This is a genomic window from Bradyrhizobium sp. URHD0069 (assembly GCF_000701345.1).
Classification (GTDB): Bacteria; Pseudomonadota; Alphaproteobacteria; order Rhizobiales; family Xanthobacteraceae; genus Bradyrhizobium.
Map to the genome: position 1 here is coordinate 1 of NZ_JNIJ01000050.1, position 25,066 is coordinate 25,066.

At 61.4% G+C, this 25,066-nt stretch carries 25 protein-coding genes and 1 pseudogene; 17 read left to right on the plus strand and 9 right to left on the minus strand.

All coding sequences use genetic code 11. The features are described 5' to 3' along the window. A partial coding sequence (locus N554_RS0125580) for an IS30 family transposase (RefSeq protein ID WP_029586103.1) occupies positions 1-330 on the plus strand: 330 nt, incomplete at its 5' end. 244 nt (positions 331-574) lie between these two features. Here the strand turns inward: N554_RS0125580 and N554_RS43155 are convergent. Beyond that, positions 575-1,219, minus strand: coding sequence for a DNA-directed RNA polymerase subunit alpha C-terminal domain-containing protein (locus N554_RS43155; RefSeq protein ID WP_036054085.1), 645 nt, complete (start codon positions 1,217-1,219; stop codon positions 575-577). Positions 1,220-1,262: 43 nt separating this feature from the next. Beyond that, positions 1,263-1,505: a hypothetical protein gene (locus tag N554_RS0125590; RefSeq protein WP_029586104.1), complete on the minus strand. Its 243-nt coding sequence runs from the start codon at positions 1,503-1,505 to the stop codon at positions 1,263-1,265. Between the two features lie 220 nt (positions 1,506-1,725). On the opposite strand from N554_RS0125590, the pseudogene N554_RS42290 reads away from it, so the two are divergent. After that, positions 1,726-1,983 (plus strand): annotated as a pseudogene (locus N554_RS42290) (integrase core domain-containing protein); the annotation flags it as partial. A 20-nt stretch (positions 1,984-2,003) separates the two neighbouring features. Here N554_RS42290 and hemA read toward each other — a convergent pair. Continuing rightward, a complete protein-coding gene (gene hemA / locus N554_RS0125600) occupies positions 2,004-3,239 on the minus strand; it encodes a 5-aminolevulinate synthase (protein WP_029586105.1) in 1,236 nt (411 codons plus the stop codon). Positions 3,240-3,302: 63 nt separating this feature from the next. Further along, positions 3,303-3,941 (minus strand): SCO family protein, encoded by a 639-nt coding sequence (locus N554_RS0125605; RefSeq protein ID WP_036054087.1) that lies wholly within the window; start codon positions 3,939-3,941, stop codon positions 3,303-3,305. A gap of 206 nt (positions 3,942-4,147) precedes the next feature. Between N554_RS0125605 and N554_RS0125610 the strand changes: the two genes are divergently transcribed. The 11 genes from N554_RS0125610 to N554_RS0125660 all read left to right on the plus strand — a co-directional run bounded on the left by N554_RS0125610 (position 4,148) and on the right by N554_RS0125660 (position 13,506). Beyond that, positions 4,148-4,873: a carboxypeptidase regulatory-like domain-containing protein gene (locus N554_RS0125610; RefSeq protein WP_029586107.1), complete on the plus strand. Its 726-nt coding sequence runs from the start codon at positions 4,148-4,150 to the stop codon at positions 4,871-4,873. 138 nt (positions 4,874-5,011) lie between these two features. Further along, positions 5,012-6,142, plus strand: a complete 1,131-nt coding sequence (locus N554_RS0125615) for a metallophosphoesterase family protein (protein ID WP_029586108.1) — start codon at positions 5,012-5,014, stop codon at positions 6,140-6,142. A gap of 11 nt (positions 6,143-6,153) precedes the next feature. Further along, positions 6,154-6,603 (plus strand): c-type cytochrome, encoded by a 450-nt coding sequence (locus N554_RS0125620; RefSeq protein WP_051677718.1) that lies wholly within the window; start codon positions 6,154-6,156, stop codon positions 6,601-6,603. A 112-nt stretch (positions 6,604-6,715) separates the two neighbouring features. After that, a complete protein-coding gene (locus tag N554_RS0125625; RefSeq protein ID WP_029586110.1) occupies positions 6,716-8,167 on the plus strand; it encodes a cbb3-type cytochrome c oxidase subunit I in 1,452 nt (483 codons plus the stop codon). Next, positions 8,164-9,852: a cbb3-type cytochrome c oxidase subunit II gene (locus N554_RS37545; RefSeq protein WP_051677711.1), complete on the plus strand. Its 1,689-nt coding sequence runs from the start codon at positions 8,164-8,166 to the stop codon at positions 9,850-9,852. Before N554_RS0125625 ends, N554_RS37545 begins: the two co-directional genes overlap by 4 nt. Positions 9,853-9,858: 6 nt before the next feature. Beyond that, positions 9,859-10,041 carry a hypothetical protein gene (locus tag N554_RS0125635; protein WP_029586112.1) on the plus strand — a complete coding sequence of 61 codons (183 nt, stop codon included), beginning with the start codon at positions 9,859-9,861 and terminating at the stop codon, positions 10,039-10,041. Beyond that, complete coding sequence (locus N554_RS0125640; protein ID WP_029586113.1) at positions 10,010-10,210, plus strand: hypothetical protein; 201 nt, start codon at positions 10,010-10,012, stop codon at positions 10,208-10,210. Before N554_RS0125635 ends, N554_RS0125640 begins: the two co-directional genes overlap by 32 nt. 63 nt (positions 10,211-10,273) lie before the next feature. Next, positions 10,274-10,396 (plus strand): hypothetical protein, encoded by a 123-nt coding sequence (locus N554_RS42750; protein WP_256378757.1) that lies wholly within the window; start codon positions 10,274-10,276, stop codon positions 10,394-10,396. 12 nt (positions 10,397-10,408) lie between these two features. Further along, a complete protein-coding gene (locus N554_RS42755; RefSeq protein ID WP_256378758.1) occupies positions 10,409-10,531 on the plus strand; it encodes a hypothetical protein in 123 nt (40 codons plus the stop codon). Positions 10,532-10,588: 57 nt separating this feature from the next. Further along, positions 10,589-11,314 (plus strand): sulfite exporter TauE/SafE family protein, encoded by a 726-nt coding sequence (locus N554_RS0125655; RefSeq protein WP_029586114.1) that lies wholly within the window; start codon positions 10,589-10,591, stop codon positions 11,312-11,314. Next, positions 11,311-13,506 (plus strand): heavy metal translocating P-type ATPase, encoded by a 2,196-nt coding sequence (locus tag N554_RS0125660; RefSeq protein ID WP_245283704.1) that lies wholly within the window; start codon positions 11,311-11,313, stop codon positions 13,504-13,506. The genes N554_RS0125655 and N554_RS0125660 overlap by 4 nt, the downstream gene beginning before the upstream one ends. 170 nt (positions 13,507-13,676) lie before the next feature. Here the strand turns inward: N554_RS0125660 and N554_RS0125665 are convergent, their stop codons facing one another. From N554_RS0125665 to groL, 5 genes are all read right to left on the minus strand, one after another. Next, positions 13,677-14,945, minus strand: a complete 1,269-nt coding sequence (locus N554_RS0125665; RefSeq protein WP_029586116.1) for an NAD(P)/FAD-dependent oxidoreductase — start codon at positions 14,943-14,945, stop codon at positions 13,677-13,679. 8 nt (positions 14,946-14,953) lie between these two features. Continuing rightward, complete coding sequence (locus N554_RS0125670; RefSeq protein ID WP_197033740.1) at positions 14,954-15,259, minus strand: c-type cytochrome; 306 nt, start codon at positions 15,257-15,259, stop codon at positions 14,954-14,956. Positions 15,260-15,332: 73 nt separating this feature from the next. Further along, the gene (gene soxZ, locus N554_RS0125675) at positions 15,333-15,659 is read right to left on the minus strand and encodes a thiosulfate oxidation carrier complex protein SoxZ (RefSeq protein WP_029586118.1); all 327 of its coding nucleotides are present in this window, start codon (positions 15,657-15,659) and stop codon (positions 15,333-15,335) included. 16 nt (positions 15,660-15,675) lie between these two features. Next, on the minus strand, positions 15,676-16,101 hold the full coding sequence (locus N554_RS0125680) for a thiosulfate oxidation carrier protein SoxY (RefSeq protein ID WP_156042105.1): 426 nt from the start codon (positions 16,099-16,101) through the stop codon (positions 15,676-15,678). Between the two features lie 242 nt (positions 16,102-16,343). After that, on the minus strand, positions 16,344-17,987 hold the full coding sequence (gene groL / locus N554_RS0125685) for a chaperonin GroEL (RefSeq protein ID WP_051677712.1): 1,644 nt from the start codon (positions 17,985-17,987) through the stop codon (positions 16,344-16,346). Positions 17,988-18,219: 232 nt separating this feature from the next. Between groL and N554_RS0125690 the strand changes: the two genes are divergently transcribed. The 4 genes from N554_RS0125690 (at position 18,220) to N554_RS0125715 (ending at position 25,066) form a co-directional block, all read left to right on the plus strand. After that, a complete protein-coding gene (locus tag N554_RS0125690; RefSeq protein ID WP_051677713.1) occupies positions 18,220-19,164 on the plus strand; it encodes a LysR substrate-binding domain-containing protein in 945 nt (314 codons plus the stop codon). 1,180 nt (positions 19,165-20,344) lie between these two features. Then, the gene (locus N554_RS0125705) at positions 20,345-21,727 is read left to right on the plus strand and encodes an ABC transporter substrate-binding protein (protein ID WP_029586123.1); all 1,383 of its coding nucleotides are present in this window, start codon (positions 20,345-20,347) and stop codon (positions 21,725-21,727) included. 100 nt (positions 21,728-21,827) lie between these two features. Further along, positions 21,828-24,098 (plus strand): hypothetical protein, encoded by a 2,271-nt coding sequence (locus N554_RS0125710; RefSeq protein ID WP_029586124.1) that lies wholly within the window; start codon positions 21,828-21,830, stop codon positions 24,096-24,098. A gap of 77 nt (positions 24,099-24,175) precedes the next feature. After that, the gene (locus N554_RS0125715) at positions 24,176-25,066 is read left to right on the plus strand and encodes a branched-chain amino acid ABC transporter permease (protein WP_029586125.1); all 891 of its coding nucleotides are present in this window, start codon (positions 24,176-24,178) and stop codon (positions 25,064-25,066) included.

Consider the following 25,066-nt stretch of genomic DNA (forward strand, 5'->3'; position numbering starts at 1 on the left):
CTGATCAAGCAATCGCAGCGATTGCCCAGCGAGCTTTACCGGTCGCTGACCTGGGACAGAGGCAAAGAGCTTGCCGACCATCAGCGCCTGACATTGGCCACCGAGGTTGATGTCTATTTTTGTGACCCTCGGTCTCCCTGGCAGCGCGGCTCAAACGAAAACACCAACAGATTGCTGCGCCAGTATCTTCCGCGCGGCACCGATCTGTCCTTGCACAGCCAGGCCAAGCTCAGTGCCATCGCAAGGCAGCTCAATGAAAGGCCGAGAAAGACCTTGCTCTATCAGACGCCGGCTGAGAAGTTCGCAGAATGTGTTGCAGCGATCGGTTGAACTCGCCACCGAGGTATTTGACTGATTTTGCCGCATTCGCGCGCGAGCAAGCGACCATGAGAACTGTGGTCGTCATCTTCAAGCGTTGATCACCATCGCCGGCGAAATCTATTCGGACGCCGCGCTGACGAGTGGAAAGGCCTCTCATACTGCCGCCCTTGATCCTGCGACAGCCGCTATTGCGCATGGGCTCAAACACGGGTAAGTGGCCCGCGAAAGCCGCCCAAGCGACTTAGCCAGCAAATCAGGTGGGCTTTTTGATCTTTGGACGCACGCCATCGGTTGACGGGAGACCAAGGGCCTCGCGAAGATAAGATAGCGAACCGCTGCCGAAATCTGGAAGGCTAAGCAGCGCAGCATCGGAAACTTCACGCACGTCGCCAATCGACTTCATGCCCGCGGCATGGAGTGCCTTCCGCATCCTGGTAGCAAATCGGACGTTGCCGACGGGGGTGTCGTCTGGAAGCTCTGGGGCCGGATAAAGCATCGGCCCCGCCGCTGCCTCCCGCCTGAGGCGTTCTTCCCGCAGCCGCTCCCGATTTTCATGAAATGCCTTCTGAGCGCTTTCATGCTCCGCGATCGCTTCTTCTGCCTCGCGGCTTCTGAGAGTTTTCCGCTCAGCAGCCGAGAGGCCGGGATCGGTGCTTTTCTCGTCGCCGCTCATTTTCCCTTCGCCTCCCGCACTTCGCTCCAGCCCGCGCGTAATCGATAGGTAACGCAGCAGCCAATCTTTGACGATTTGGTAGCGGTCAGCGCTGTCGCTAGAGAATTTGTATTTGTCTTTTATCTGCATCGCGAAGGCTGCGGCTTGTTCGTCCGTTTGTCTCAGCTCCTTCGGAAGCGAACGCCATTCCCGAATAATCTCGTGCCTGGCATTCACCTGGTTCATTTGGTGCCTTCACCTTCAGCCCCGGTTCGACAAGTCGGCGCCCCTATTCCGAAACATGAGCGATCTTGTGCTTTAAATGATGCGTCTCGTGATCGCGGCGGAGTTGGCTTAGCGAAGTCTCATTGAGCTGAAGCATTACCTCACTCAGTTGCGCGGTTTCCGGATACCCGGCGGCAAAACCCTGTCCGTAAATTTTGCGCAGTGTGCGGAGAAGGGTGTTTCCGTGTTTGGCGCTGATTTCGCCATCCTTGTTGCGGTGGCGGTTGTCGAGACCTGCCTTGCTCATGCTGCTCTCCATTGTGCCCCACACAGCCGAGAGCATCCTCCCGCCGGGACCGAATGGCAACTAAACTACGCCGTGAGGCGGGCTCCGGTTTTCCACCGGTTCCGCGGTTCCGGCTTCGGCGCGGGCCACGATCTTTTCGGCCCGTCCGGAAGCGATCGCTGCAGCGCCTGGCCTCACCAAGTGATCAGGACCACGCCGTCAACGACGCAAGCCCTCTGCACCAGCCTCACCTTGGCAGAACGGCTTTGCCGAACGGCTGATCGGATCGATCCGGCGCGAGTGTTTGGATCACGTCATTGTTTGGGGCGAGGCGCATCTCCGCCGGATTTTGAAATCTTGCGCTCATTACTACAACGGCGTCACAACTCATCGATCCCTTAACAAGGATGCGCCGGTCTCTCGCTCGGTACAGCGCGCCGGTGTCATCAGTTCAACCGCCATCTTGGGCGGACTTCATCGTCACTACGTCCAAGTTTAGGTTTTCGGTACACACAGTCGCTACGCGCTCATCTGCGCGAGTGCCCGGTCCTCGCGCGGCAGGCCGAGCCGCTCCCAGACATCGATCAGCGCCTTTGCGAGCGCGTCGGTCATGCCGTCGTCGTGATAGGGCGAAGGCGTGATGCGCAGCCGCTCCATGCCGCGCGGCACGGTCGGGTAGTTGATCGGCTGGATGTAGATTCCATGTTCGGTGAGCAGGAGGTCGCTTGCCGTCTTGCAGTTCTCCGGATCGCCGACGAGGACCGGTATGATGTGCGTCTCGCTCGGCATGACCGGGAGCCCGGCCGTCTTAAGCACTGCCTTCGTGCGCGCCGCCCGGTTCTGATGCTGCTCGCGCTCCCAGTTGGAGCTCTTGAGGTGGCGGATCGCCGCGGTTGCAGCGGCACAGATCGCCGGCGGAAGGGCTGTAGTGAAAATGAAGCCGGGCGCGTATGATCGCACCGCATCGATCAGCGCGGCGTTTCCCGCAATGTATCCTCCAAGGCAGCCGAACGCCTTGGCAAGCGTACCTTCGATGACATCGATGCGGTGCGCTGCGCCCTCGCGTTCTGTGATGCCGCCGCCGCGCGGGCCATACAGGCCGACCGCATGCACCTCGTCGCAATAGGTCATCGCCTCGTAACGCTGGGCAAGATCGCAAATGCCGTTAATGGGGGCGACGTCACCATCCATGGAATAGAGGCTCTCGAACACGATCAGCTTCGGCCGTTGGGGCTCGGCCCGTTTGAGCAGCTCTTCGAGGTGGCCGAGATCGTTGTGGCGCCAGATATGCTTCTCCGTCCCGGACTGGCGCACGCCCTCGATCATCGAGTTGTGGTTGAGCGCGTCGGACAGAATCACGCAGCCGGACATTAGCCGGGCAATCGTTGCAATGCCGGTCTGGTTCGAGACGTAGCCGGAAGTAAACACGAGCGCCGCCTCCTTGCCGTGCAGGTCGGCCAACTCGCGCTCAAGCTCGACCAGCGGATGACTGGTGCCGGCGATGTTACGTGTGCCGCCCGCGCCGGTGCCCATGCGGATCGCGGTTTCGACCATGGCGCCGATCACCTTCGGGTGCTGCCCCATGGCGAGGTAGTCGTTGGAGCACCAAATCACGACGCTGCGCGGGCCCGCAGGCGAGTGCCAGATGGCGCAGGGATAGCGCCCGGCGATGCGCTCAAGATCGGCAAAGACGCGGTAGCGCCGTTCGTTCCGTAACCGCGCGAGGGCGTGAAGGAAATAGCGATCGTAGTTCATGACAGCCTCTCCAGCTCCGACGGTCTCAAGCGCCTGTGGAATTCCCTTGGTCAGGACGCGCTCTCATGGCGTTGATCGTCCCCGATGACTTGCATTCTCGCGAGCCTTTGCCATGGCGCCGCGCACCACCTCGGCGATGCGCTCGCCTGGCGTATCGGCGTCAAGACCGCGAACGAATTTGCCTTCAGGGTCCATCAGGTAGAGATAGGTGCTGTGGTCGATGACGTCGTTTTCAGCGTCCGGCCCGCTCTTATGAGGTGCGTAGTAGACCCCATACTCCTGGGCAACGGCAGCGATCTGCTGCGGCGTGCCCGCGAGTCCGACGATCCTCGGATCAAATGACTGAGTGTAGTTCCCCATGACGGTCGGAGTGTCGCGCCGCGGATCGACCGTAATGAACAGCGGTTGGAGCTTGTCGGCGTCGGGGCCGAGCTTCTCGAGCGCGGCGGCAATCTCAAGGAGCGCCGTCGGGCAGGTATCGGGACAAGAGGTGTAGCCGAAAAACACCAGCAGCCATTTGCCACGGTAGGTCTGCTCGGTAACCGTCGTGCCGTCAGGTGAGGTGAGTGTGAAAGGGCCGCCGATCGTCACCGGCGAGTTGGCCGCACGCACGAGCGGTTGGCTCAACACCGACGCGGTCGCGACAGCAATGGCGAAAGGGATTGCCCGTCCGAGACCCGAAAATATGGGACGGCGACGCATCAAATGCCTCCCCCCGGCGGCGGTGCTTATCCGCCACCAACCTCCCTCTCGTTTCAGCAGGTATTTCTTAGACGATTTTTGCCCTCAAGGTTCATAAGCTTTGCTTAAGGTTTCGCAAAGGAGTTCTGATTTTGCTAGTCCCTGCAAATGGCGGTTAGCTCTCGACCAATTTTCCTGCGGACATCAAAAATCAAGAGAGTGCTGTGATGACTGGCTTAGCCATCAAGTGGCTGATCGGGGTGTCGTCGATGGTCGCGGCGGTGGCGACGCCGCTCCCGGCGCCAGCCTACGAAGCGGGCCCGGTCGCGGGCGGCGGATCGATCACTGGGAAGGTCGTGTTCAACGGAACCCCCGGCACCCGCAAGGTCATTCCGACCAAGGACATCGAGGTGTGCGGCGGTCCCTACGAGGAGACGCTCATTCAGGTCGGGCCGGACAAGAGCGTACAGAACGCCGTCGTGTATTTGGCCGATATCGCGAAAGGAAAAGCTTGGCCGGCGGAAGCCAAGAAGCCGGAAATCAACAACAACAAGTGCAAATTCGAACCCAGCATTCAGGTGATACGCGTGGGCGGGCTGGATGTCGTCAACAGCGATCCGATGCTCCACAACACGCACGGCTATTACGGCAAGCGCACCGTGTTCAACCTCGCTCTCCCCAACCAGGGTCAGCGAATTCCCGTCGAGTTGCCGCGGCCGGGCGAGGTGCGCATCGATTGTGACGCACATGGATGGATGGAAGCGTTTGTCTATGTCGCCGACAATCCCTACTACGCCATCACAGGCGTCGACGGTAAATTCACCATCCCGGACGTTCCGGCCGGAACCTACAAGCTGGTGGCGTACCAACCCTTCACCGGCCCGAACGAGCAGACGGTGACCGTTGCTGCCGGCAAGCCGAGCGATCTGACGATTGAGCTGAAGAAGAAGTGACGGGCTTCCGAGGACCCAGTTGAAGGAGAGCAAGCCCGGAAGGTGAAAGGAAGATTCGGCGACACAGAGAACAGCGGAGTCGTATCGCCTGAAGGCGAACGACGCCGCATAACGATTTATCCCTAGGAGGAACCCCCCATGTCTGAACTCGACAAAGTTCGACGTGAGATGGCTGCGGTACTCCAACAGCCCGGAGTGCGTCCTGACCCCTCGCTGCGGATTACCCGGCGCACCTTTGTTCACAAATCATGTCTGGTCGGGGCAGCGACCGTGGCCGAAACCTTCGCCTGGTGGCCGCTGATCAACACTCTCGACATCGCCCATGCGGCCGAGGCGCCATTCAAATTCGCCTGGATTTCCGACACCCATCTCTATCCGAGATCCCTCAATACGCGCTTCGTCGAGAAGACGATGCGTGCCGCCAAGGAGGTGCAGGCCATGAGTCCGCCGGCCGACTTCCTGATCTTCGGCGGCGATCTGGCCCAGCTTGGCAAGGTCGAGGAACTCGAGCTCGGTGTGGAGATCCTGAAAGAAGTTAACATCCGCAAGGTCTACATTCCAGGCGAGCACGATTGGTACCTCGACATGGGCAAGAAATGGGGCGAACTTTTTGGTCAACCTCACTGGACCTTCGACCACAAGGGCGTGCGCTTTGTCGGGCTCGACACCGTCAGTCGCGGCCCAGACTATTGGACGGCGAAGAAGATGAGTCCCGAAGAGCGCATGGGTCACATGGCCACGCTCGACGGCACCGTCGCTGGCCCGTGGGCGGGTGTCGGCCGCGATCAGCTCGACTGGTTGCAGAAGACGCTTGCCAACTGGGATCGGAACCGGCCGGTCATCATCTTCAGCCACAATCCGCTCTACGAGTACTATCCGCCGTGGAATTTCTGGGTGCGCGACTGGCGCGAAGTGAACGAGGTGCTCAAGCCTTACACCAAGGTCACCAACATCCACGGTCATGTGCATCAGGTGCTCTACAACGAAATCGGCACCATGCGCTCGATCGGAATGCTGGCGACTTCGTGGCCTTGGCCATACGCGCCGGAGGGGGTGCCGAAGCTGACGAAGCCGATGATCCGTGTCGACCCCGGAGATCACTTTGACGGGGTCGGTTGGGAGAAGATCGACGTCAGCGCCCAGGACAAAGTCGACGTCGAATACGTAATGTGGCGCAAGCAGGTGTTAGCGCAGTCCCCGGACGATTATGCGAAGAGCATTCCCGAGGTTTTGCGGCCTCGGGTCGCTGACAATATGTGGCCCTACTAGGAGGAATGGTCATGACCGTAACATGCCGTTTCATCCTGTTCCGCGTTGCTCCTGCGGCGGCGCTTGCTGTTCTGGTCGGCCCTGCGGGCGCGCACAAGGATCCGGTGACGCCGCAGCAATTGAGCACCTACCAGCAAGTGTTCATGGAGCAGGTCCGCAAGGGCGATCTGCTGTTCCATGGCGACGCCGCAACCGAGAAGGAGATGGCTGTCGTGTTGTCCAATACCGGAATGGCCTGTGCCATGTGCCATCCCATGACGGCCGATACCCACCCCGCTACGTTCCCGAAGTACCAAGTGCAGATGGCCAAGTTCGCGACGCTGCGCGACATGATCAATTGGTGCATCGAGAAGCCCAACCAGGGAGAAAAGATCGCCGATGACTCGGAGGCGATGAAGGCCCTGGAAGCGTACATCTACTGGTCGCAGAGCGGCACGGTGTTGAATCCAGGCAAGTTCTGACTTCGATGCTGCGAAGCCAACGCTTCTAGCGCGGGTCATTGCTGTCGAAGCTGCGTCTATCCGAGAACAAAGGAGAGAAACGCATTAACAGACAAGCAAGGGGCAATGCTCCATGGCGGAAGTGTTTCCTGCAGAGAGATTGCGCGGCAGGTTCAGCGGCATCAACTTGGATGATCTGGTCGATTGGCGCGTGGTCCGAACCTGGCTTTATTGGGGCATGTTCTGGCTCCTCGTCACGCCATCGGTCGGCGTGGCGATCTCGGGTCTCTTCAATTATCCGGATTACCTTGGGACCAATAATCTAGGGCTGACCTTCGGCCGGCTGCGGCCGGTTCATGTCAATGGCGTCATCTTCGGTGCCTTTTCCGCCCTCTTCATCGGCGAATGTCACTATCTGGTCCCGCGCCTCTGCGGCGTGCGGGTTCCATGGGCCCAATGGGGGGTACCGCTGGCATGGCTGTATAACATCAGCTTGGCGGCGGGGCTGATCTCGCTGCCTTTTGCGCAGAACCATGGTCTGGAGGCGGGCGAGCTGCCGCTCTTCGCCGAGATTCCCATCTTCATCGTCATCGCGGCGACGACGGCGCAGTTCCTTCTCACTATCGCGCAACGCCTCGAGGCGCCGCTCTATGTGGCGCTCTGGTATCTGATTGGAGCCTTCGTATGGACGACGATGAATCTCCTGCTGGGCAGCTTTATCCTCCCCTACACGATTTCAGGCATTAACAGCGCTGCGTTCCACGGTCTCTATATCCACTACATCGTCGGACTATGGCTCACGCCCGCGGGCTACGTGCTCATCTACTATTTCCTACCGGTCAGCGTGCGCAATCCGCTCTACGCACACCAGCTGTCCCTGGTGGGCTTCTGGTCGCTCGCGCTGTTCTATCCCTTCGTTGGCATCCACCATTATCTGTATAGCCCGATCGCCGATTGGACCGAGACTCTTGCGATCATCACCTCCATGTTGCTGATCATTCCCGTGTGGACGGTGCTGGTGAACTTCTTCGGCACCGTGAAGGGGCGTTGGGATAGTTTCGGGAAGAATCTCCCCGCGAAGTTCCTGATCACGGGCTCGCTGATGTACCTGGTCGGTTGCTTCCAAGGCTCGACTGAGGCGTTGCGGTCGATCCAACAGCCCACCCATTTCACCGACTTTGTCATCTCACACTCGCACCTCACCGTTTTCGGCACGTTCGTGGTCTGGGCGATGGGCGGTCTGATTTACGTGTGGCCGCGCGCGTTCAAACGCGAGCTTTGGTCATGGACGCTTGGCAACTGGTCGTTCTGGCTGATCACCGTCGGAATTTCCACCATGGGTCTGGTGCTAACTGCTGGCGGTCTGCAGCAAGGCTTCGAATGGATGAATGGCACCGAGTGGGTCGACACGATGACCCGGATGAAGGCCTATTGGCTGGTGCGCACCCTCAGCGGCATCACCATGGACATCGGGATGTCCCTGCTGGTCTTCAATCTCATGATGACCGCGCTCAGCCGGCCGGCCGAGGAGCCTATTCCAGCGCGCGGTGCGGCCCCGATTCCCGCCGGAGGGCCGGCCGAATGAGTGCGCGCTTTGTTGCCTTGGTGGCCGGGGTCTTCTTCTTCTTCCTCGCTGTTGCCACCCAAGGGATCCTACCTTTTATCGAGCCGTCGGCGCGGACCACCGACGTGACCGCCGTGGTCCGGACTGATTTTGGACAGCTCAAATGGATCAAGACCGACGCCACCGATTACACGCCGCTGCAGAAGCTCGGCCGCCAAGTGTATCTGCGCGAGGGGTGCTGGTACTGCCATTCGCAATACGTGCGTCCGGTGACCGGCGAAACGCGCCGTTGGGGTCCGGTCTCCGAGGCCGGCGAATACGCCTTCGATGTGCCGCACCTATGGGGCACCCGGCGTATTGGGCCGGATCTGACGCGGGTCGGCCTCAAGTATAGCGACGAGTGGCACCTCGCGCATTTCTGGAACCCGCGGATGCTCTCGCCGGACTCGATCATGGCGCCTTTTCGGGGACTGTTCGAGATGCCCGTCGAGCCCGTCAAGATTGTCGATGACGGAGCTGGTAATCGTAGCCTCGAACGAACGCCTTTTACTGAGAGGCTGTTTGCATTCGCAAGCAAGGAGCAGATCAAGCTCACGCCGAACGCCGATGGCCTCCTGTTCGTGCCGATGGAGGCGCGCGACAAGGCTCCGATCATTGTGATACCGAACAAGGAATATACCGGCGACGCCGTCAACATCGCCGCCGAGACAGAAGCGCTGCAGGGTCTCATCGCTTATCTCCAGAAACTCGGCATGAATCGCGGCAAATGGCGGGACTTGTTTGAGCCGCAAAAGCTCGAAGTTACCGATGCGACGGTGCCGCGATCGAGTGAATGGATCGCCTATGGTAAGGAGGTCTATCAGCGGAGATGCCTCGGCTGCCACGGGGTGGACGGCGACGGCAATGGACCGGCCGCAACCTTTCTGTACAAGCAGCGCCCGCGAAGCTTCGCAGCGGCGGTTTTCAAGTTCAGGCTGACCAAAGAGCCTTTGCCGACCGACGGCGACCTCCTTCGCACCATCACACGCGGCGTTCGGGGCACGGCGATGCCGGCCTGGCATGAGCTGCACATTATCGACCGCCTCGCCGTCATTCAGTACATCAAGTATGAGCTGGCGGTCGACCGCTCCGATTCGGCAAAGCCCTATGCCTTTTTCAAGGAAGAACCGCCGGGTCCGCCCCTGTACATCGGGCGGCCGCCTGTTCCGTCTGAGCAGATGCTCACGCGCGCCAAGGATGTCTGGCAGAAAGCTAAGTGTTGGGAGTGCCATGGCCAAACCGGGAAGGGCGATGGCGAAAAGGCCCCGGGGCTGAAGGACGATCTTGGCTTCCCAAGCCCGCCCGCGGACCTTACCGCCGGCCAGTTCAAGTCAGGTCCTACAGTTGAGGACATCTTCCGCACTATGACGACCGGGTTGAGCGGCACGCCCATGCCATCCTACCGGGATCCGTTGTCGGAAGAGGACCGCTGGGCGCTCTCCTACTACGTGCTTGCGCTATCGGCCTACAAGGATCCGCTGACAGGCGAACCGCTGCCGATCGCCTCCAGTGATCGAAGGGCGCTCAACGATCCCGCGATCGAGGCCGATACGCCGGACAAAGCCTACATTCCAAGCGGGAGCGCCGCAGCGAGCCGCGGCGGCGCTCACGCCCCCGCCGGTCGCAGCGGGAACAGCGTAGCCGAGCAACAGGCCGCCAAGGAGTAATGAGCGATGACCATCTACTTCGAGATCGTCGGTCCTTACATTGCAGCCTTGATGATGAGTCTCGGTGCGCTCTGCGTTTTCATTTGGGGCGTGCTCTCGGGCGCCTTCAGCGGCGCCGACGATGCATCCATCCGGTTCGTTCAGAGGGAGGTCGGTGATGACAGATCCGACGCGCACGCCGGCGAGTGACAGCTCGCCCCCTGAGATGGAAGAGATGGAGGAGTATGCCGGCGGCACCATTAAGTCGCACCACGGCCACGTTCCCGTGTGGCTTTTGGTTGTCTACGCCGTCCTCTTTATCTGGGCGCTGTACTATCTCGTCGTCTATTGGGGTGGGCTTGGACCAGGACGGATCTAGCAATCGCGGCCTCAGACAAGCCGGTGATTGGTTGAAGCGATCTTGATTCGAGAGGAGCAGGACATGCCGGTTCAAAAGGAGCAGAAGATGCTGGCAGCCAGGATCATTTTCGCCGTCATGGTCTTGAATCTACTCTTCCTGCTCTCCGAACTCACCATGAACGTTGTCCGTGTCTATTTTGGCTGACCAGGAGGATACATGGTTGAAAATCCGGTCTTTTCCCTTGCTGATGCAAGTGCGATCCAGATCATCGCGTTTGTCGGCTTCGCGATCGCCACCGTCGCCTTCTTCGTTTGGGTTGCCGACCTCGTGCGTAAGTAGCGGCGGCGAAGCGGCGCCGTCGGTGCGTAAGCATTGGTTGGGTAGGGCAATCTGCCGATGACTGCCTATGTGGTGATCTTCATCGCGGGGTTCGCTGGCAGTTTTCACTGCATCGGTATGTGCGGGGGGTTCGCCTGCGCGCTGGGCTATGATCCGCAGGGGCGCGGCGCGACGGTTCTGCGCCATCTGCTGTACAATACGGGTCGATTGACAACCTACTGCTTTCTCGGCGGGCTCGCGGGCGCCCTCGGTCAGATTATATGCACCTCGCAGGGCACGACGGTCCCGCTGCTGAGCGGTCCGCTTGATACCGGTCAGCGGATTCTCGCGATCCTCGCCGGACTGCTGATGATCGCCATGGCGCTGCAGTTCTTTGGCCTACTGCCGCGTCTGCATCGCATCACGACCGGCTCCGGCACCAGCACCCTCGCGGCATCCCTGCGCAGCCTGTTGACGGCGCCGGGACATGCCGCCCCGCTAGCGTTTGGCGTATTCAACGGCTTCCTGCCTTGTCCGCTGGTCTACGCCTTTGCCGCGCAGGCGGCGAGCACGGCCGGGGCATTGCCAGGCTTTCTCACCATGGCAGCCTTCGGGCTCGGGACGTTCCCCGCAATGCTTCTGATGGGCGGCGTCGGCCGAGCGCTGGCGCCGGCGTGGCGGCAGCGCGGCGTGTGGCTGGCCGGCAGCTGCATTCTGCTCCTTGGTCTCATCACCGTTGGCCGCGGCATCCTGCCATTCGCCGCGCACTTCGCCCTTGGTTGGCCGGGAGGACATCCGGCATGACGGCACAGGACCATGCGCTGTGTAGCCATTGCCTGTTGCCCATCGGGCGGCGGGCGATGCGACGCTTGGTGAACGGTGAGGCTTGCGCATTCTGCTGCTACGGCTGCTGTATCGCCAACCAGGTCAAGAACGGCAAAACCGAGGAGTGGGAGGCCGCTTGGCTGTTGATCCGGCTCGGTGTCGGCGGCTTTCTTTCCATGAATATCATGCTGTTCAGTCTGCTCCTGTATACCGACGCCTTCAGCGGCGCGGATGCCGAGATGCTTCCCTGGATTCATCTCCTGCTCTGGCTATTCGCCACGCCCGCGGTGATCATTCTCGGCGGACCGTTTCTGCGCGAGATCTGGCTCAACTGCAAGGAGGGACGCCTGACCTCCTCGGCGCTGATCGTCCTCGGCGTCGGCGCCGCCTATCTATATTCCGCCTTCGCCGTCATCGAGCGCGGCCCCAATGTCTATTTCGACACCGCAAGCATGGTGCTGATGCTGTTCACCGTAGGCTACTATCTCGATGCCGTCGCGCGTGCACGGGCGGCGCGTGATCTGCAGCCGTTGCTGGCGGCGGAAAGCGAGTGGGTGACCATCGTCAACCGTGACGGAGAGCACCGCCGGCCGGTGCGCGAGGTTGGCGCCGGTACGTTGGTGCAGGTTCGGCCGGGGGAGCGCATTCCCGTCGATGGTGTGGTCAAAGAGGGCGAATCGCACACCGACGAGGCCGTGATTACCGGCGAAAGCCGGCAGATCGCCAAGGATGTAGGATCGCATGTGATCGCCGGCAGCATCAATATTGACGGCCTGCTCCTCATCCAAAGTAGCGGCGCCGCAAACGCGACCCGCTGGGCGCAGATCTGTCGATCGGTGCGCGACGCGCTTATCTGCCGCAGCCCAAGTCAGCGCCTAGCCGACCGCATTGTCAGTTTCTTTGTGCCGATCATTCTCATGCTGGGGGTTGGAGCGTCGGTGTACTGGGCACAGCACCTGCCGCTTGACCGCGCGCTGTTGATCGGCCTCGCGGTCCTCGTGGTCGCCTGTCCGTGCGCGGTGGGGCTTGCGGCACCGATGGCCACGTCGCTTGGCATCGGACGACTGGCCCGGCGCGGCTGCCTCGTGCGCGACCCTGCCGCGCTCGAGGCGCTCGCGCGCACGCGGTTGATCGCCTTCGACAAGACCGGCACGCTCACCTCAGGTGAGACGCGCGTTGTCGCCATTGATACCGACGGCACCACCGCCGACGTGGTGCTCGCGCATGCCGCGGGACTGGAACGCTATTCCGAGCACGGCTTGGCCCGCGCCGTCGTCGCCGCGGCTGCGGCGCGTGGACTCGAGCCGATGGTCAGCCGCGACGTTCGGGTCGTGCCGGGACGCGGCATCCGCGGCAACTCGGACGGGCAGACCGTAGCGGCCGGCAGCGCGATCTTGATGCGGGAGTTGGGTTGGCCGCTGGCGTCCAGTCTGGCCGAGCGCGGGAGATTGCGCGAAGCAACTGGCCACTCGGTGATCTATGTCGGTTGGGGCGAGGGGGTGCGTGCCGTGCTGTCGCTTGACGATACGCCGCTCCCCGAGGCGCGCGCGACGCTCGAAGCTTTGCGTCACCGCAAAGTGCGCGCGATACTGTTGACCGGCGACCTCCCGGCGGCTGCGCAGCGAATTGCCGCGGCAGTCGGGATCGAGAGCGACGATATCGAGGCGGGCCTTTTGCCTGCAGTCAAGCGCGCGGCGCTGGAGCGGCGACGATGGAATTATGGCATGGTCGCGATGGTCGGTGATGGCCTTAATGACGGGCCGGTGTTGGCCGGAGCCGATGTGGGGATTGCCGTTGGTTCGGCGACTGACCTCGCCCGCGAGGCCGCCGCGGTCGTGCTCCCTCCGGGAGGGCTATGGATGCTGCCGTGGGTGATCGACATCGCTCGCGCCGTTCGCGCGACCATCCTCACCAACCTAGCGTGGGCGTTCGGTTATAATCTCATCGCCGTGGGTCTGGCGATGGCCGGAGTACTCCAGCCGGTGTTGGCGGCGGCAGTGATGGCCGGCTCAAGCATCGTCGTGGTTCTGAATTCGCTGCGGTTGGAGCGACTGCCTGAACCTGCTGCATCGCCGACCCCTAAGCAATGCTCGGCCCCCGCGGCGCAAAGCGCTCCTGCACCTCGGAGCACGGCCGTTCCGGTAGATGGTGAAGCCCTCCAAGCGGGTTGACCCGCCTGTCTAATCTAAGGCCATTGATTTGAAGTTCCTGCCACAGTTGCGGGAAGCTCCATCTTGGGAACTTCAAATCGAAAAGCGGCACGAGAATCATAATTTTTGCCAGTGCCCTTTTTTCTTCCGAAGTTCGTGTGCGATGTATCACGAATTTCGGAAGCAGGGCACTAGCCGAACGTGTCGCGCGTAAAGGCAGCGTACCAGCTGTGCGCCTCGCGCGCGGTCCGGTGGCGGGTTTCGGCGCTTTCCTGCACCTGGCTAACAAAGTTGTCGACGATCTTGATCGTTCCGGCCGCGGGCTTGAAGCTGACGGCATTGCTCACCGCATCGTCAGGACTGAGAAAAGTATAGCAAGTGTTGAATAAATGGGGTGGAACGCGCTCGGATCCGGTAAGCGTGGCGGCGATAGCAAACGCACAGGCCTTGGCTTGGCTATTCGCAACAAACGCCGATTTCGGCATGTCGCCGGCATTGGTCGCATCGCCCACGACATGGGTTCCCGGCTGTAGCTTCGACTCGAACGTTGTGGGATCGACCGGGCACCAGCCGGATTGATCCACGAGGCCGATTTGCTGTGCGAACTGGCCGGCCATTTGCGGGGGTATGACATTTACGACGGCGGCCTTGAATGTGTCGCTCGCCGTTCTGACGGATCGCTCCTTTACGTCGATTGCCTTCACTCCACCGGTGAATTGGGCAGGTAGCCATTCGATCATGCCCCGATAGTGGCGTTCCCAGGCATCCAGAAATAGATCCTGCGCGTTGAAGCTGTCTTTTGCATCGAGGATCAGGATCCTCGAGTGTGGTTTGTACTGTTTGAAATAGTAAGCAACCAGAGAGGCACGTTCGTATGGGGCGGGCGGGCAGCGGAACGGGTCGGGGGGCGCGACGAGCAAGAAGACGCCGCCATCCTCCATGCTTTCGAGTTGCCGTCGCAGCAGCTGCGTCTGTGGGCCCGCGTTCCAGGCATTCGGGATGGCCTGCGTTGCCGCCTCGTCATACCCGGCGAGGGCGTCGTAATTGAAAGCGATGCCAGGGGCAACGACGACGCGGTCGTAAGGCAATTTTGGACCACTTTTGAGCTCGAGGGTTTTTGCGACCGGATCAACCGCTGTCACGGAGTCATGAATGACATTGATGCCGTATCGTTGCGCGAGCGTCTCATAGCCATGCGTAAGCGACTCGAGCGAGCATAGCCCGGCGAGATAAAGGTTGCTGAAAAAGCAGGTCGTATAGTTCGGCTTTGGCTCAACCAGCGTGACCTCGATCGTTCGCGCGCTGGCGGCCAGGTACTTGGCGGCTGTGGCACCGCCGATGCCGCCACCGACGACGACAACCCTCGCCTTGGTCTCGCTGGCTGCCAATTGAGGGCCGAGCGCCGCGAGGGCCAGCCCTCCCGTCAGGCGGCCGAACTCTCGACGTGTCCGGGACTTCATGGCCCAACCTACTTGTTCAGCGTTGCGAGATAGCGCGCCACTGTCGCGATTTCTTCATCACTGAGTGACAGGGCGATGGCGCGCATGATATGGCTCGGGCGCTCACGCGATCTGTACGCAAGCATCGCGCGGGTGAGCATCTCAGGACCCATGCCGAGGATCGTTGGAATACCACCATCGCCGCCATCCAGACGATGGCACGACGCGCACATCGCGGCGAGTTGGGTTCCGCCATCGCGGTTCGCTGCCTGGCTGCGATCGGCGAGAAGAATGAACGAACCTACAGCAATGGAAACGGCGATCATTTTGCGCATGCTGAGACCGGCTCCATCCCGGAATTTGCGATCGCCGATCCCTTTGCTCATGGCACGAATCACTACGACATCATTAAGCGACAGTGAGGTGGTGCTCCAACACATAGATGCCGCCGCCATCCTCTTCCCAAACGAACTCGAGCCGGCCGCTCTCTGTCGCACGTAAGTAGAATTCGATAAAAGGATTCGCCGCTATGGCTTCGTGGAGATCGACGCTGAACACCACGACGTCATTGTGGCGGCAGATAAACTTGTTGAGGATCTTGCGCGGGATGGCGTTGCCTTGGTCATCGTGCCGCAGCCCGGTCTCCATCTGATGGCTGATCAGGGTCTTGACCGGAAACACTTCACCGTTCGCGGCGGCGCTTGGCACTTGCACACGGGGCGCCGGAGTGAACATTCCGCATCTCCTTCCGTCACTTGCATCCGTTGGTGGCGACCTCGACCCAGGTTTCGGTCATCAGCAACGTACCGTCGTTCATCTCCGCCACCGCCAGGACATATTGCGGTTCGGCGAGGCGAATGCGTGTCGACACGCGGGGCTCGCTGCGTTGTGGGACGAAATGAAACGTGGCGACCTCGACAAGCGGGTTTCGCGGCGCTAGCACAGAGACGCGCCTGACGTGATCGGATTCGGTCATAGGACTATCTATCAAGAGCGTGAGTGGCACAGTGTAGCCATTCGGAAAGACCTGCGGCATCACCAGATGCAGACGATCCGACGCGGTCGGGGTTTTTCCGGTCAGTCGCTTAACGAGATCCACCGCGTCACCGTTCGGGGGCGGTGACGAGGTGAGAGCGGCGCTTGCGAATCCGGTGCTCCCCGCAACGGCAGCGGTCAAGACGGTTCGGCGCGTAAAGCCAAGTGGCCTTGTCTTCTCCAACGCGAGATCCTCCCTATCGGCAGGCGGAACTCTCGAAGCGAGCGCTTGATATTTCTGTGCGTCGAGATCTTACCATGGGTGCTCTCACAAGACGACTCCTCCTCGCGGGGCCGCTACGACCGTCGGCGCAACTCGACACTAATCCTGTTGACGGGCACCGGGACACGCCCGCTGCATGGGGGGCCGTGTGCGCGATCGGCTCAGAATTCCATGGCGCCATGATGATGGTCGTGGTCATGGCCGGGCAACGGTGGAGGCGGCGGCGTCGGCAGCTCGGCAACCATGGCCTCAGTAGTGATGAGCAGGCCGGCGACCGAGACCGCATCCTGCAGCGCGGTGCGTACCACCTTGGTTGGATCGATGATGCCCTTGGAGACCAGGTCGCCATACTCGCCGGTCTGGGCATCATAACCCCAGTTGTACTGCTCCTTCTCCAGGATCTTGCCGACCACCACCGATCCGTCGTCGCCGGCATTTAATGCTATCTGGCGCGCTGGCCAACTGATTGCCTTCTTGACGATGTCAACGCCGTGCCTCTGGTCCTCGTTGGCTGGCTTCACCCGGTCGAGCACCTTGGCGGCGCGCAGCAGCGCTACGCCGCCGCCCGGCAAAATGCCTTCCTCGACCGCGGCGCGCGTCGCATGCATCGCGTCGACGACGCGATGCATGCGTTCCCTCGCGTCGATCTCGGTGGCTCCCCCGACATGGATCACCGCCACGCCGCCGGCGAGCTTGGCGAGCCGCTCCTCTAGCTTCTCGCGGTCATAGTCGGAGGTGGTCTCCGCGATGTGCTGCTTGATCTGGTTGATGCGGGTCTCGATGTCCCCCTTCTTGCCGGCGCCGCCAACGATCGTGGTGCTCCCCTTGTCGATCATTACCGTTCTGGCGCGGCCGAGCATCTCGAGCGTGGCGTTCTCAAGCTTGATGCCGAGATCTTCCAAGATGGCGGTACCACCCGTGAGGATGGCAACGTCTTGCAGCATCGCCTTGCGGCGTTCGCCAAAGCCGGGTGCTTTCACCGCCGCGACCTTGAGACCGCCGCGCAGCTTGTTGACCACGAGGGTGGCGAGTGCTTCGCCTTCGACCTCTTCGGCGATAATGAGCAGCGGCTTACCTGTCTGCGCCAAGGCTTCCAACAGTGGCAGCAGTTCCCGCAAGTCCGAGAGCTTCTTCTCATACACGAGAACGTAGGGATTCTCCATCTCCACCCGCATCTTGTCGGCATTGGTGATGAAGTAGGGCGAGACATAGCCCCGATCGAACTGCATGCCCTCGACCACGTCGAGCTCGGTCTCAAGCGACTTCGCCTCTTCGACCGTAATCACGCCCTCATTGCCGACCTTCTTCATGGCCTTGGCGAGCAACCTGCCGATTTCGGCATCGCCATTGGCGGAGATGGTGCCGATCTGCGCGATCTCGTCGTTGGAAGTGATCTTCATCGACTTCCTCTTGAGGTCCTCGACGACAGCCTCGGCCGCAAGGTCGATGCCACGCTTCAGGTCCATCGGATTCATGCCGGCGGCGACTGCCTTGGTGCCTTCGCGAACCAGGGACGCCGCCAGCACGATTGCGGTGGTCGTGCCGTCACCGGCGACATAGGAGGTCTTGCTCGCGACCTCGCGCACGAGTTGCGCCCCCATGTTCTCGAATTTGTTCTCAAGCTCGATCTCTCTGGCGACCGTCACACCGTCCTTGGTGATGCGGGGTGCGCCAAACGACTTGTCCAGTACGACGTTGCGGCCCTTGGGCCCAAGTGTCACCTGCACCGCGTTGGCGAGAATGTCGACACCGCGCAGCATGCTTTCACGCGCCCTGCCGGAAAATGCGACTTGCCTGGCTACCATGGATGCTTTCCGATTTGATCAGGTGACCTCGCGGGCGCCGCGAGGGTCTAAGTCCGAATTTGCGGCCCTCCCTTTGCTTGCCCGCACGACACCGCCCTAGGCAGCGTGCACCTGCGGCGCGCTTGCGCTGGTGATTTCAACCCACGCGATTTCAGACCGCCCAATGTTTTTAAGCTGGCGCCAAAAAGCCAATCAAATTGCTTTGCCACGGCATTAAGAATATCTTATCGGGGTGATCACGATCCGGCAGCTATGTTATCTTGATGCGCTTGCCCGTCATCAACATTTCGGACGAGCCGCGGCGGAGTGTTGTGTCAGCCAGCCTGCTCTTTCGATGCAGATCCACGAGCTGGAAGGGCTTCTCGGCATAGAGTTGATTGAGCGGCGCCCGGGCGCGCCGATGTTTACCGAACTTGGCATCGAGATCGCGCAACGCGCCGGAGCGATCCTCGGTGCAGCGCGCGACCTGACAGACCTGGCTCAACATAGAGCCAAGGTGCTGAGCGGAACGTTGCGCCTTGGTGTTATCCCCACGCTGGCGCCGTACCTCTTGCCGCGGTTGCTACCGCAACTGGAGCACGGATATCCCGATCTGCGCCTTGATTTGGTGGAAGCACAGACCAAGGTGCTGCTCGCAGGTCTCGAGCGTGGCGCTCTCGAAGTATTGTTGTTGGCATTGCCGCTCAAGACGGCCGCGGTTGAAGTTTTCCATCTTGTGAGAGACCGCTTCCTCTTTGCTGTACCCGCCGGCGACCCTCTTCCGGAAACCGCGCGCGTGACGCCCTGCGAGGTGAAGAAGCGTAAGCTCATTCTGCTGGAGGAAGGCCATTGTCTGCGGGATCAGGCGCTCGACTATTGTGCCAAGGGGCGTTGGAATGTGGCCTCGAGCCTCAGTGCAACAAGCCTTGCAACGGTCATGCAGATGGTGGCGAGCGGATATGGCGCCACGCTAGTTCCAGAAGTCGCGGCCGATGTCGAGTTGCGCGATGACCGAGTGAAGCTCCTGCGTTTTGTCGAACCGCAGCCCGGCCGCAGTATCGGGCTGGCGTGGCGCCGGACGTCTCCACGCAAGGTCGACTTCCTGGCGCTCGGTCAGATGGTGAAGAACGCGCTGAACGCACCCGTCCCGCCGCAATGTATCCGCCACAAGCGGACCGGTCTGCGAACGGAAATCTAGTGGTGCTAATTTAACCAACGAGCCCCTTCGGGGATTTCCGATAACTTGCGAACATGCAAGGCTGCAAGATGCGCAAGGGCATCGTGATGTGGTGGAGGCGACGACCGTGGATCGCAAGCGACTTCCAACCAATCGTAGCCAACCGCAGAAGTGACTAACTCACCGTTCTCCAACTCGCATCAATGGCGCTATGATTGCGTGTTGGTAGTTCGCGCCCTGGGGTCATCTTGCAATTGCAACGACATACGTGTTCGCAGTTTCATTCTGATCGGCGCGCCAATCGCGGGGCCGACTTTTTGACTGCCTTCCCCAACACTCAGCTTCGCCCAATACCCAGCGGACGGGGTCGGGATCTCGCGTTTGACGCAGACTTTCCGTAGCCCGACATCCGACAACCCGCCGTCCTTTGCGAGCTTCACCATCGGTGTGGCCCAAACGAGGTCGTAGAGCTCCTGACGGGTTGTGTGTGCCGAAAACCCCATCCGGGCTGGTTGAGCGAAGAATCGGCTAAGTTGGCGCGATGATCGCGCTGATCTGTTTTGTTCTGACCGTGCTGGCCTTGCCATTCAAGTCGAAGAGCCGGCTTGAGGCGGAGAACGCGGTGCTTCGACATCAGTTGATTGTCTTGAGGCGGAGGCTGCATGGTCGCGTCCGGCTGACGAACCATGATCGCTGGATCTTTATCCAGATGTATCGATGGTTTCCATCGATCCTGACGGTCGTTACGATTGTCCGACCTGAAACGCTGGTGCGCTGGCATCCGGCCGGCTTTCGTCGTTATTGGCGTTGGAAATCGAACTCGCGGGGAGGGCGCCCGCGAATCGAGATGGAATTGCGAGCGCTGATCCGGCTGATGAGCACGGAGAACCAGCTTTGGGGTGCGCCACGCATCCGGCGAACTGCTCAAGCTTGGGTTTAGCGTCGCTCAATCAAGCGTCGCCAAATACATGGTCAAGCGACGTGGGCCGCCAAGCCAGGGATGGTGCACTTACAGCCATGGACTTGTTCGCCGAACATTACAGCCATGGACTTGTTCATTGTCCCGACCATCGGCCGAAGTTGATTTACTCGGAGGCCCAGAGGGCCTAAGATGTTCCAATAAGCCACGAAAAGTCCGGAGGTGCGTGCTCCGAGCGTGGCGGGAGCGTTCGCACCCGACCCTCGAAAGGGAGGACGTTCCATGACGCAGCAGCAGCTGAACCGCAGAAATTTCCTGAATAGTCTTGGTATCACGGTAGGGGCCGCCGCGGCAACTTCGGTGCCGGCGATTGCTCCGGCCGTGGCCCAGGTCGCCAGGTCACCCAAGGGAAATATTCCCTCCACCCCGCTCAAGTTCGGTCACATGACCTTCCTCACCGGCCCTGCGGCCGTGCTCGGTGATCCCTCGCTCAAGGGCCACATCCTGGCCGCCGAGGAGATCAACGCGCAAGGCGGCATTCTCGGCAAGCGCAAGATCGAGACCATCACGGCGGACGAGAACGCCGGCACCGACGCCAATGTGAAAGAGCTTCGCCGCATGAAGCTCTCCGAGAAGATCGACATGTTCACCGGCGTCATATCGAGCGGCAATACCCCCGCGCTCGGACCGGTCGCCGAGGAGCTCGGTCTGCTCACCATCTTCGTTGACGGCTGCACCGACTTCTTGTGGGACAAGGCGGTGCCGAATCCGAAGTTCACGTTCCGCATCACCAACATCCAGTCGGCCGATGGCGTGACCTGCGCGGTCGCGGCGGCGCAGACTTGGCCGACCGCAAAGAAGATCGCCCACATCCATCCCGACTACTCTTACGGCCGCAACGCCTTCGACCACTTCATGATCGCCTACAAGAAGATGGTGCCCGGCGCCGAGGTCGTGTCGGAAGGTTGGCCGAAGCTCGGCACGACCGACTTCACGGCGCACATCACAAAGACGATCTCCTCGAATCCCGACCTGATCATGTCGTCGGTGTGGGGCGGCGACTATGTGGCGCTTTACAAACAAGCGCTGCGCTACGGCATGTTCAACAACGCCAAGTTCGCGAGCACGATCGCCTTCGGCGTCGCGCCGCACGCCATCGGCAAGGATCACCCGGAAGGTGTCATCGCTGGTGTCCACTCCAATTACTACTTCACCTTCCCGCCGGGAAATCGCTGGCCGGCCAACAAGACCTTCGTGGAGAAGTATTTCAAGCGCTGGATCGAGTATCCGAACTTCCAGTCGGATGGCGCGTACCACACGCTTCATATGTACCGGACGGCGGTCGAGAAAGCGAACGGGCTCGTCGGCGGCTGGCCGGACGAAGAGGCGATCATCAGCCAGCTCGAAGGGATGTATTTCGAGACCGCGGCGGGCTATCTCTACATCCGGCCCGACAATCACCAGGGCTACAAGGACGCGGTGACCGGGTTCAGCAAGAACGTGGCCGAGTACCCGTTCCAGATCCTCGATCCGGGCAGGATGATCACGATCCCGATCCGCAACATCACCGCGCCGCCGAACTGGCCGAAGCCGGGTACCTCGCACAACGATCCGACGTCGACCTACAATTGGATCAAGGAGACCTGGCCACAAGAGGTGGCCTGAAGTTCGCCCACCAACCGACCATGCCCTCGTTCCGCGAGGGCGTGGTCGGTTTGTTGCAGGGCCGGCGTCGAGGGTCGTGATGTCCGTGCGGAAATCCCTCATGCAAAGCGGCACGCTCGCAGCGACGCTGCTGTGCGCCACTGCGCCGGCGGCGAAGGCCGGGCATGAGGTGCCGTACTATCCCTCGTTCTACCCGCAGGAAATCCGCATCGAGCCGCTCGATCCCGGAGCGGCGGCCCGAGAATTCAGCAATGCCAAGGATCCGCTGCACGCGTATCTCGGCGCCATGCCGCAGTTTTCGGGAGAGATGCCGTCGTACCTCAAGTCAGTCGTTTCACTGCGCTCATTCATCACCGTAAGCGTCAATCCACAGCGCGCGCAGGGGCGCGAAGCGCGCTGTCGCGCGATCGAAAATGCCGAGAATGCCCTGGTGACGCATCCGGACGTGGTTCCGCGCCGCTACCCGATCACGCCGTACCATGCGGACTACATCGGTCACGCGGATCGCGACGCCGACACGAAGCCCTCCGTGTTGGCTGCCGCAGACGCGGGTGTCCCGGTGACAGTGCGCGCGCAAAACGCCGGCAGCGAGGACATGGTGCTTCACCGACTTGCGCTTCATCCGACAGACAGGGACATCCGCTTCGACGAGGTTACCGTCAACGAGGTGCTACGCACCGCCAACGTCGGCTTTAATGCCTGGCCAGCACCGCCCTGGGTCAAGGAGGGCTGGTTCCAGGCCTATCACCTGCTGCAGCCCGCCGTCAGCGGCGCGGCCGAGCGTAAACACGCCGACGAACTCTATGGGCGGCTTGTCGGCGCGGATTACAGAGACCCAGCCGAGCGGCTCAACATCGCACGCGACCTGATAACGGAGCTGACCCGCGGTTGCGACCGCGCGGTGATTGGCTATCGGCTCCGGCGCGAGTTCTATAGCGACGACTTCTCCAACGGGATCGAGAACATAGCGGTCGACTCGCAGTTCGGATTCAACTCAGCCGTCGTCCTGAGGACGCTCAAGCTCAAGGATCTGCCGTGGAACGGCTGGCTCCGACTGGGCATCGATATCCGCGCAACCGCAGCCTGGAACCCGGTTGCCGGGTTCACGGACGCGCCCGGCCGGCTGGTGTGGGCGATCGTCGGCGACGATGCGTTTTTAGCCGTCCCGTACAACAGTCTGTGGGCTCCCAATCGCGCGGAGGTTCGGCCTACGGAGCAATCGACGCGGCAATCCATCCGTGTCCCCGCCGATGCCCTGGTGCCGGAGCCTGGCACCGGCCGGCTCGTTCCGCTCGGCGTTGTCGGGAGCGCGATGACCAAAGTCGTCTACCGCGTCCTGGCATCGTCATTCCAGGACGGCAGCGAAATGGAGACCGCCGACCTGATCTACCCTTACGCCTTTGCGTACCGATGGGGTAGCTCACCGGCCGCCGCGACCTTCGATGCCGAGGTTTCCGCCGCGACCAGCCTGATGCGGGACCGCCTCAGGGGTGTCCGCGTCATTCGCGTGGAGGAATCGAAGCTCCCGATCGCTGATCTCGTCTTCACCTATCGCTCGCCAATCGTGGAGGTCTATGTCGACGCCATCCCGACCGACGAGCATGAGGATGCGCTGGTGGCGCCGCCGTGGAGCTCGGTGCCGTGGCACGTGCTGGCGCTGATGGAAGCCGCCGTCGAGCGCGAGATCGCGGCTTTCTCGCAAAGCGAGGCCAAGCGGCGCAATTTGCCGTGGCTCGACCTCGCGCGCGATCCTGCTCAGCGCGACAAGCTGCGCGCGTTGATCAAGGAATTCGCCACGGCCGGCTACCGACCGGCGGCGCTCGAAAGCCTGGTGAACGCGCAAGCCGCGACCGCACGCTGGCAGGCGCTCGATCAATTCGTCGAAGCCAACAACCACTTGCTCGTGACCAATGGTCCCTACCGGCTCAGGAGCTTCTCGCCTGACGTCTACACATTCGACGTCACTCGCGAGTTCACCTATCCGGTTGGCCTTGGCACGTTCGACTTCTATGCCTATCCAGCCAAGGCGTTCGTCACGCGGGTCGAGCACATAGGCAACCGCATTCTGGTGACAGCCGACGCCGAGATCGCGCTCAAGCAGCAGCGCGATCGCCGCATCGTTCGCGTGTCGCTCAAGCGTGACACGCTGCGCGAGATGCTGCCGATCCGGCCGGTGGCACGGTACGTCCTCCTCGGCGAGAATGGCATGGTGGCCGCAGCCGGGGGCGCGAGCCGGGAAGGCGACGGACGCTTTGCCGTGTCGCTGTCGCCGAATCTCCCGGCTGGCAACTACACTGTCTTCACGGCTGTCTTTCTCGACGGCAACACGATCAATCCGAACATCGGCCGCATGGACTTTCGGAGCAACTGAGACAGTGGAGGGAAATCCGAGGCGCCGCAGTTCGCGTGAGAAGATCTGAGACGCCGCAGATCGCGCGAGGAAGAACGATGACGATCTTCATCATCCAATTGCTCAATTCATTCTTCTACGCGGCGGTTTTGTTTCTGATCGCCGCGGGCCTGAGCCTCATCTATGGCGTTATGCGCATCGTCAATCTCGCCCATGGGTCGCTCTATGCGCTCGGTGCCTATGTCTCGGCCTGGGTCGTCGGCGGGACGGTCGGCCATGCGGCGAGCGGTACGCTCGGCCTTGCCGGCCTCCTGCTCCTGCTGCCCGTCGGCGCCGTCGCGGTCGCGGTCGTGGGCGCGGTGATCGAGCCCACGCTGCTGCGTCCGCTCTACCGACGGCCGGAGGAGTACCATCTGCTGATCACGTTCGGCCTGCTCATGATCCTCGAAGACGCCATGAAGTTCCTGTTCGGCGGTACGCCACTCACCGCCGGATCGATCATGGATCACATGGGCAGCATTCCGATCGGCCGGCTGCTCTATCCAACCTACAACCTGTTCGTCATCGCCATTGGGCTGATCGCAGCTCTCGGCCTGTGGTGGATCATCTACCGTACCAAGTTCGGCGTCATCCTGCGCGCCACTTCGCAGGATCGGCGCATGGCCGCAGCGCTCGGGCTCAATGTCAGCCGTGTCTACGTGCAAGCCTTCGCCATCGGCTGCTTCATGGCAGGGTTGGGCGGCGCGGTCGTGGTGCCGGCGCAGGCCGCCGTGCTCGGCATGGGCATTGAGGCCCTGATCTTGGCGTTCGTTGTCGTGGTGATCGGTGGGCTCGGGAGCCTCGAAGGCGCACTGGTCGGTGCACTGATCGTCGGCCTCGTTCGCACCGCCGGCATCCAGTTCTTCCCTGAGATCGAGCTTGCCGTGCTCTACCTGATCGCGATGGCGGTCCTGCTCATTCGCCCGACCGGACTGTTTGGGAGGGCATGA

Excerpts from the sequence above, each read along its gene's own strand:
- N554_RS43155 (WP_036054085.1), bottom strand. The coding sequence starts at position 1,219 with ATGAACCAGGTGAATGCCAGGCACGAGATTATTCGGGAATGGCGTTCG.
- N554_RS0125590 (WP_029586104.1), bottom strand. The coding sequence starts at position 1,505 with ATGAGCAAGGCAGGTCTCGACAACCGCCACCGCAACAAGGATGGCGAA.
- hemA (WP_029586105.1), bottom strand. The coding sequence starts at position 3,239 with ATGAACTACGATCGCTATTTCCTTCACGCCCTCGCGCGGTTACGGAAC.
- N554_RS0125605 (WP_036054087.1), bottom strand. The coding sequence starts at position 3,941 with ATGCGTCGCCGTCCCATATTTTCGGGTCTCGGACGGGCAATCCCTTTC.
- N554_RS0125610 (WP_029586107.1), top strand. The coding sequence starts at position 4,148 with ATGACTGGCTTAGCCATCAAGTGGCTGATCGGGGTGTCGTCGATGGTC.
- N554_RS0125615 (WP_029586108.1), top strand. The coding sequence starts at position 5,012 with ATGTCTGAACTCGACAAAGTTCGACGTGAGATGGCTGCGGTACTCCAA.
- N554_RS0125620 (WP_051677718.1), top strand. The coding sequence starts at position 6,154 with ATGACCGTAACATGCCGTTTCATCCTGTTCCGCGTTGCTCCTGCGGCG.
- N554_RS0125625 (WP_029586110.1), top strand. The coding sequence starts at position 6,716 with ATGGCGGAAGTGTTTCCTGCAGAGAGATTGCGCGGCAGGTTCAGCGGC.
- N554_RS37545 (WP_051677711.1), top strand. The coding sequence starts at position 8,164 with ATGAGTGCGCGCTTTGTTGCCTTGGTGGCCGGGGTCTTCTTCTTCTTC.
- N554_RS0125635 (WP_029586112.1), top strand. The coding sequence starts at position 9,859 with ATGACCATCTACTTCGAGATCGTCGGTCCTTACATTGCAGCCTTGATG.
- N554_RS0125640 (WP_029586113.1), top strand. The coding sequence starts at position 10,010 with ATGACAGATCCGACGCGCACGCCGGCGAGTGACAGCTCGCCCCCTGAG.
- N554_RS42750 (WP_256378757.1), top strand. The coding sequence starts at position 10,274 with ATGCCGGTTCAAAAGGAGCAGAAGATGCTGGCAGCCAGGATCATTTTC.
- N554_RS42755 (WP_256378758.1), top strand. The coding sequence starts at position 10,409 with ATGGTTGAAAATCCGGTCTTTTCCCTTGCTGATGCAAGTGCGATCCAG.
- N554_RS0125655 (WP_029586114.1), top strand. The coding sequence starts at position 10,589 with ATGACTGCCTATGTGGTGATCTTCATCGCGGGGTTCGCTGGCAGTTTT.
- N554_RS0125660 (WP_245283704.1), top strand. The coding sequence starts at position 11,311 with ATGACGGCACAGGACCATGCGCTGTGTAGCCATTGCCTGTTGCCCATC.
- N554_RS0125665 (WP_029586116.1), bottom strand. The coding sequence starts at position 14,945 with ATGAAGTCCCGGACACGTCGAGAGTTCGGCCGCCTGACGGGAGGGCTG.
- N554_RS0125670 (WP_197033740.1), bottom strand. The coding sequence starts at position 15,259 with ATGCGCAAAATGATCGCCGTTTCCATTGCTGTAGGTTCGTTCATTCTT.
- soxZ (WP_029586118.1), bottom strand. The coding sequence starts at position 15,659 with ATGTTCACTCCGGCGCCCCGTGTGCAAGTGCCAAGCGCCGCCGCGAAC.
- groL (WP_051677712.1), bottom strand. The coding sequence starts at position 17,987 with ATGGTAGCCAGGCAAGTCGCATTTTCCGGCAGGGCGCGTGAAAGCATG.
- N554_RS0125705 (WP_029586123.1), top strand. The coding sequence starts at position 20,345 with ATGACGCAGCAGCAGCTGAACCGCAGAAATTTCCTGAATAGTCTTGGT.
- N554_RS0125710 (WP_029586124.1), top strand. The coding sequence starts at position 21,828 with ATGCAAAGCGGCACGCTCGCAGCGACGCTGCTGTGCGCCACTGCGCCG.
- N554_RS0125715 (WP_029586125.1), top strand. The coding sequence starts at position 24,176 with ATGACGATCTTCATCATCCAATTGCTCAATTCATTCTTCTACGCGGCG.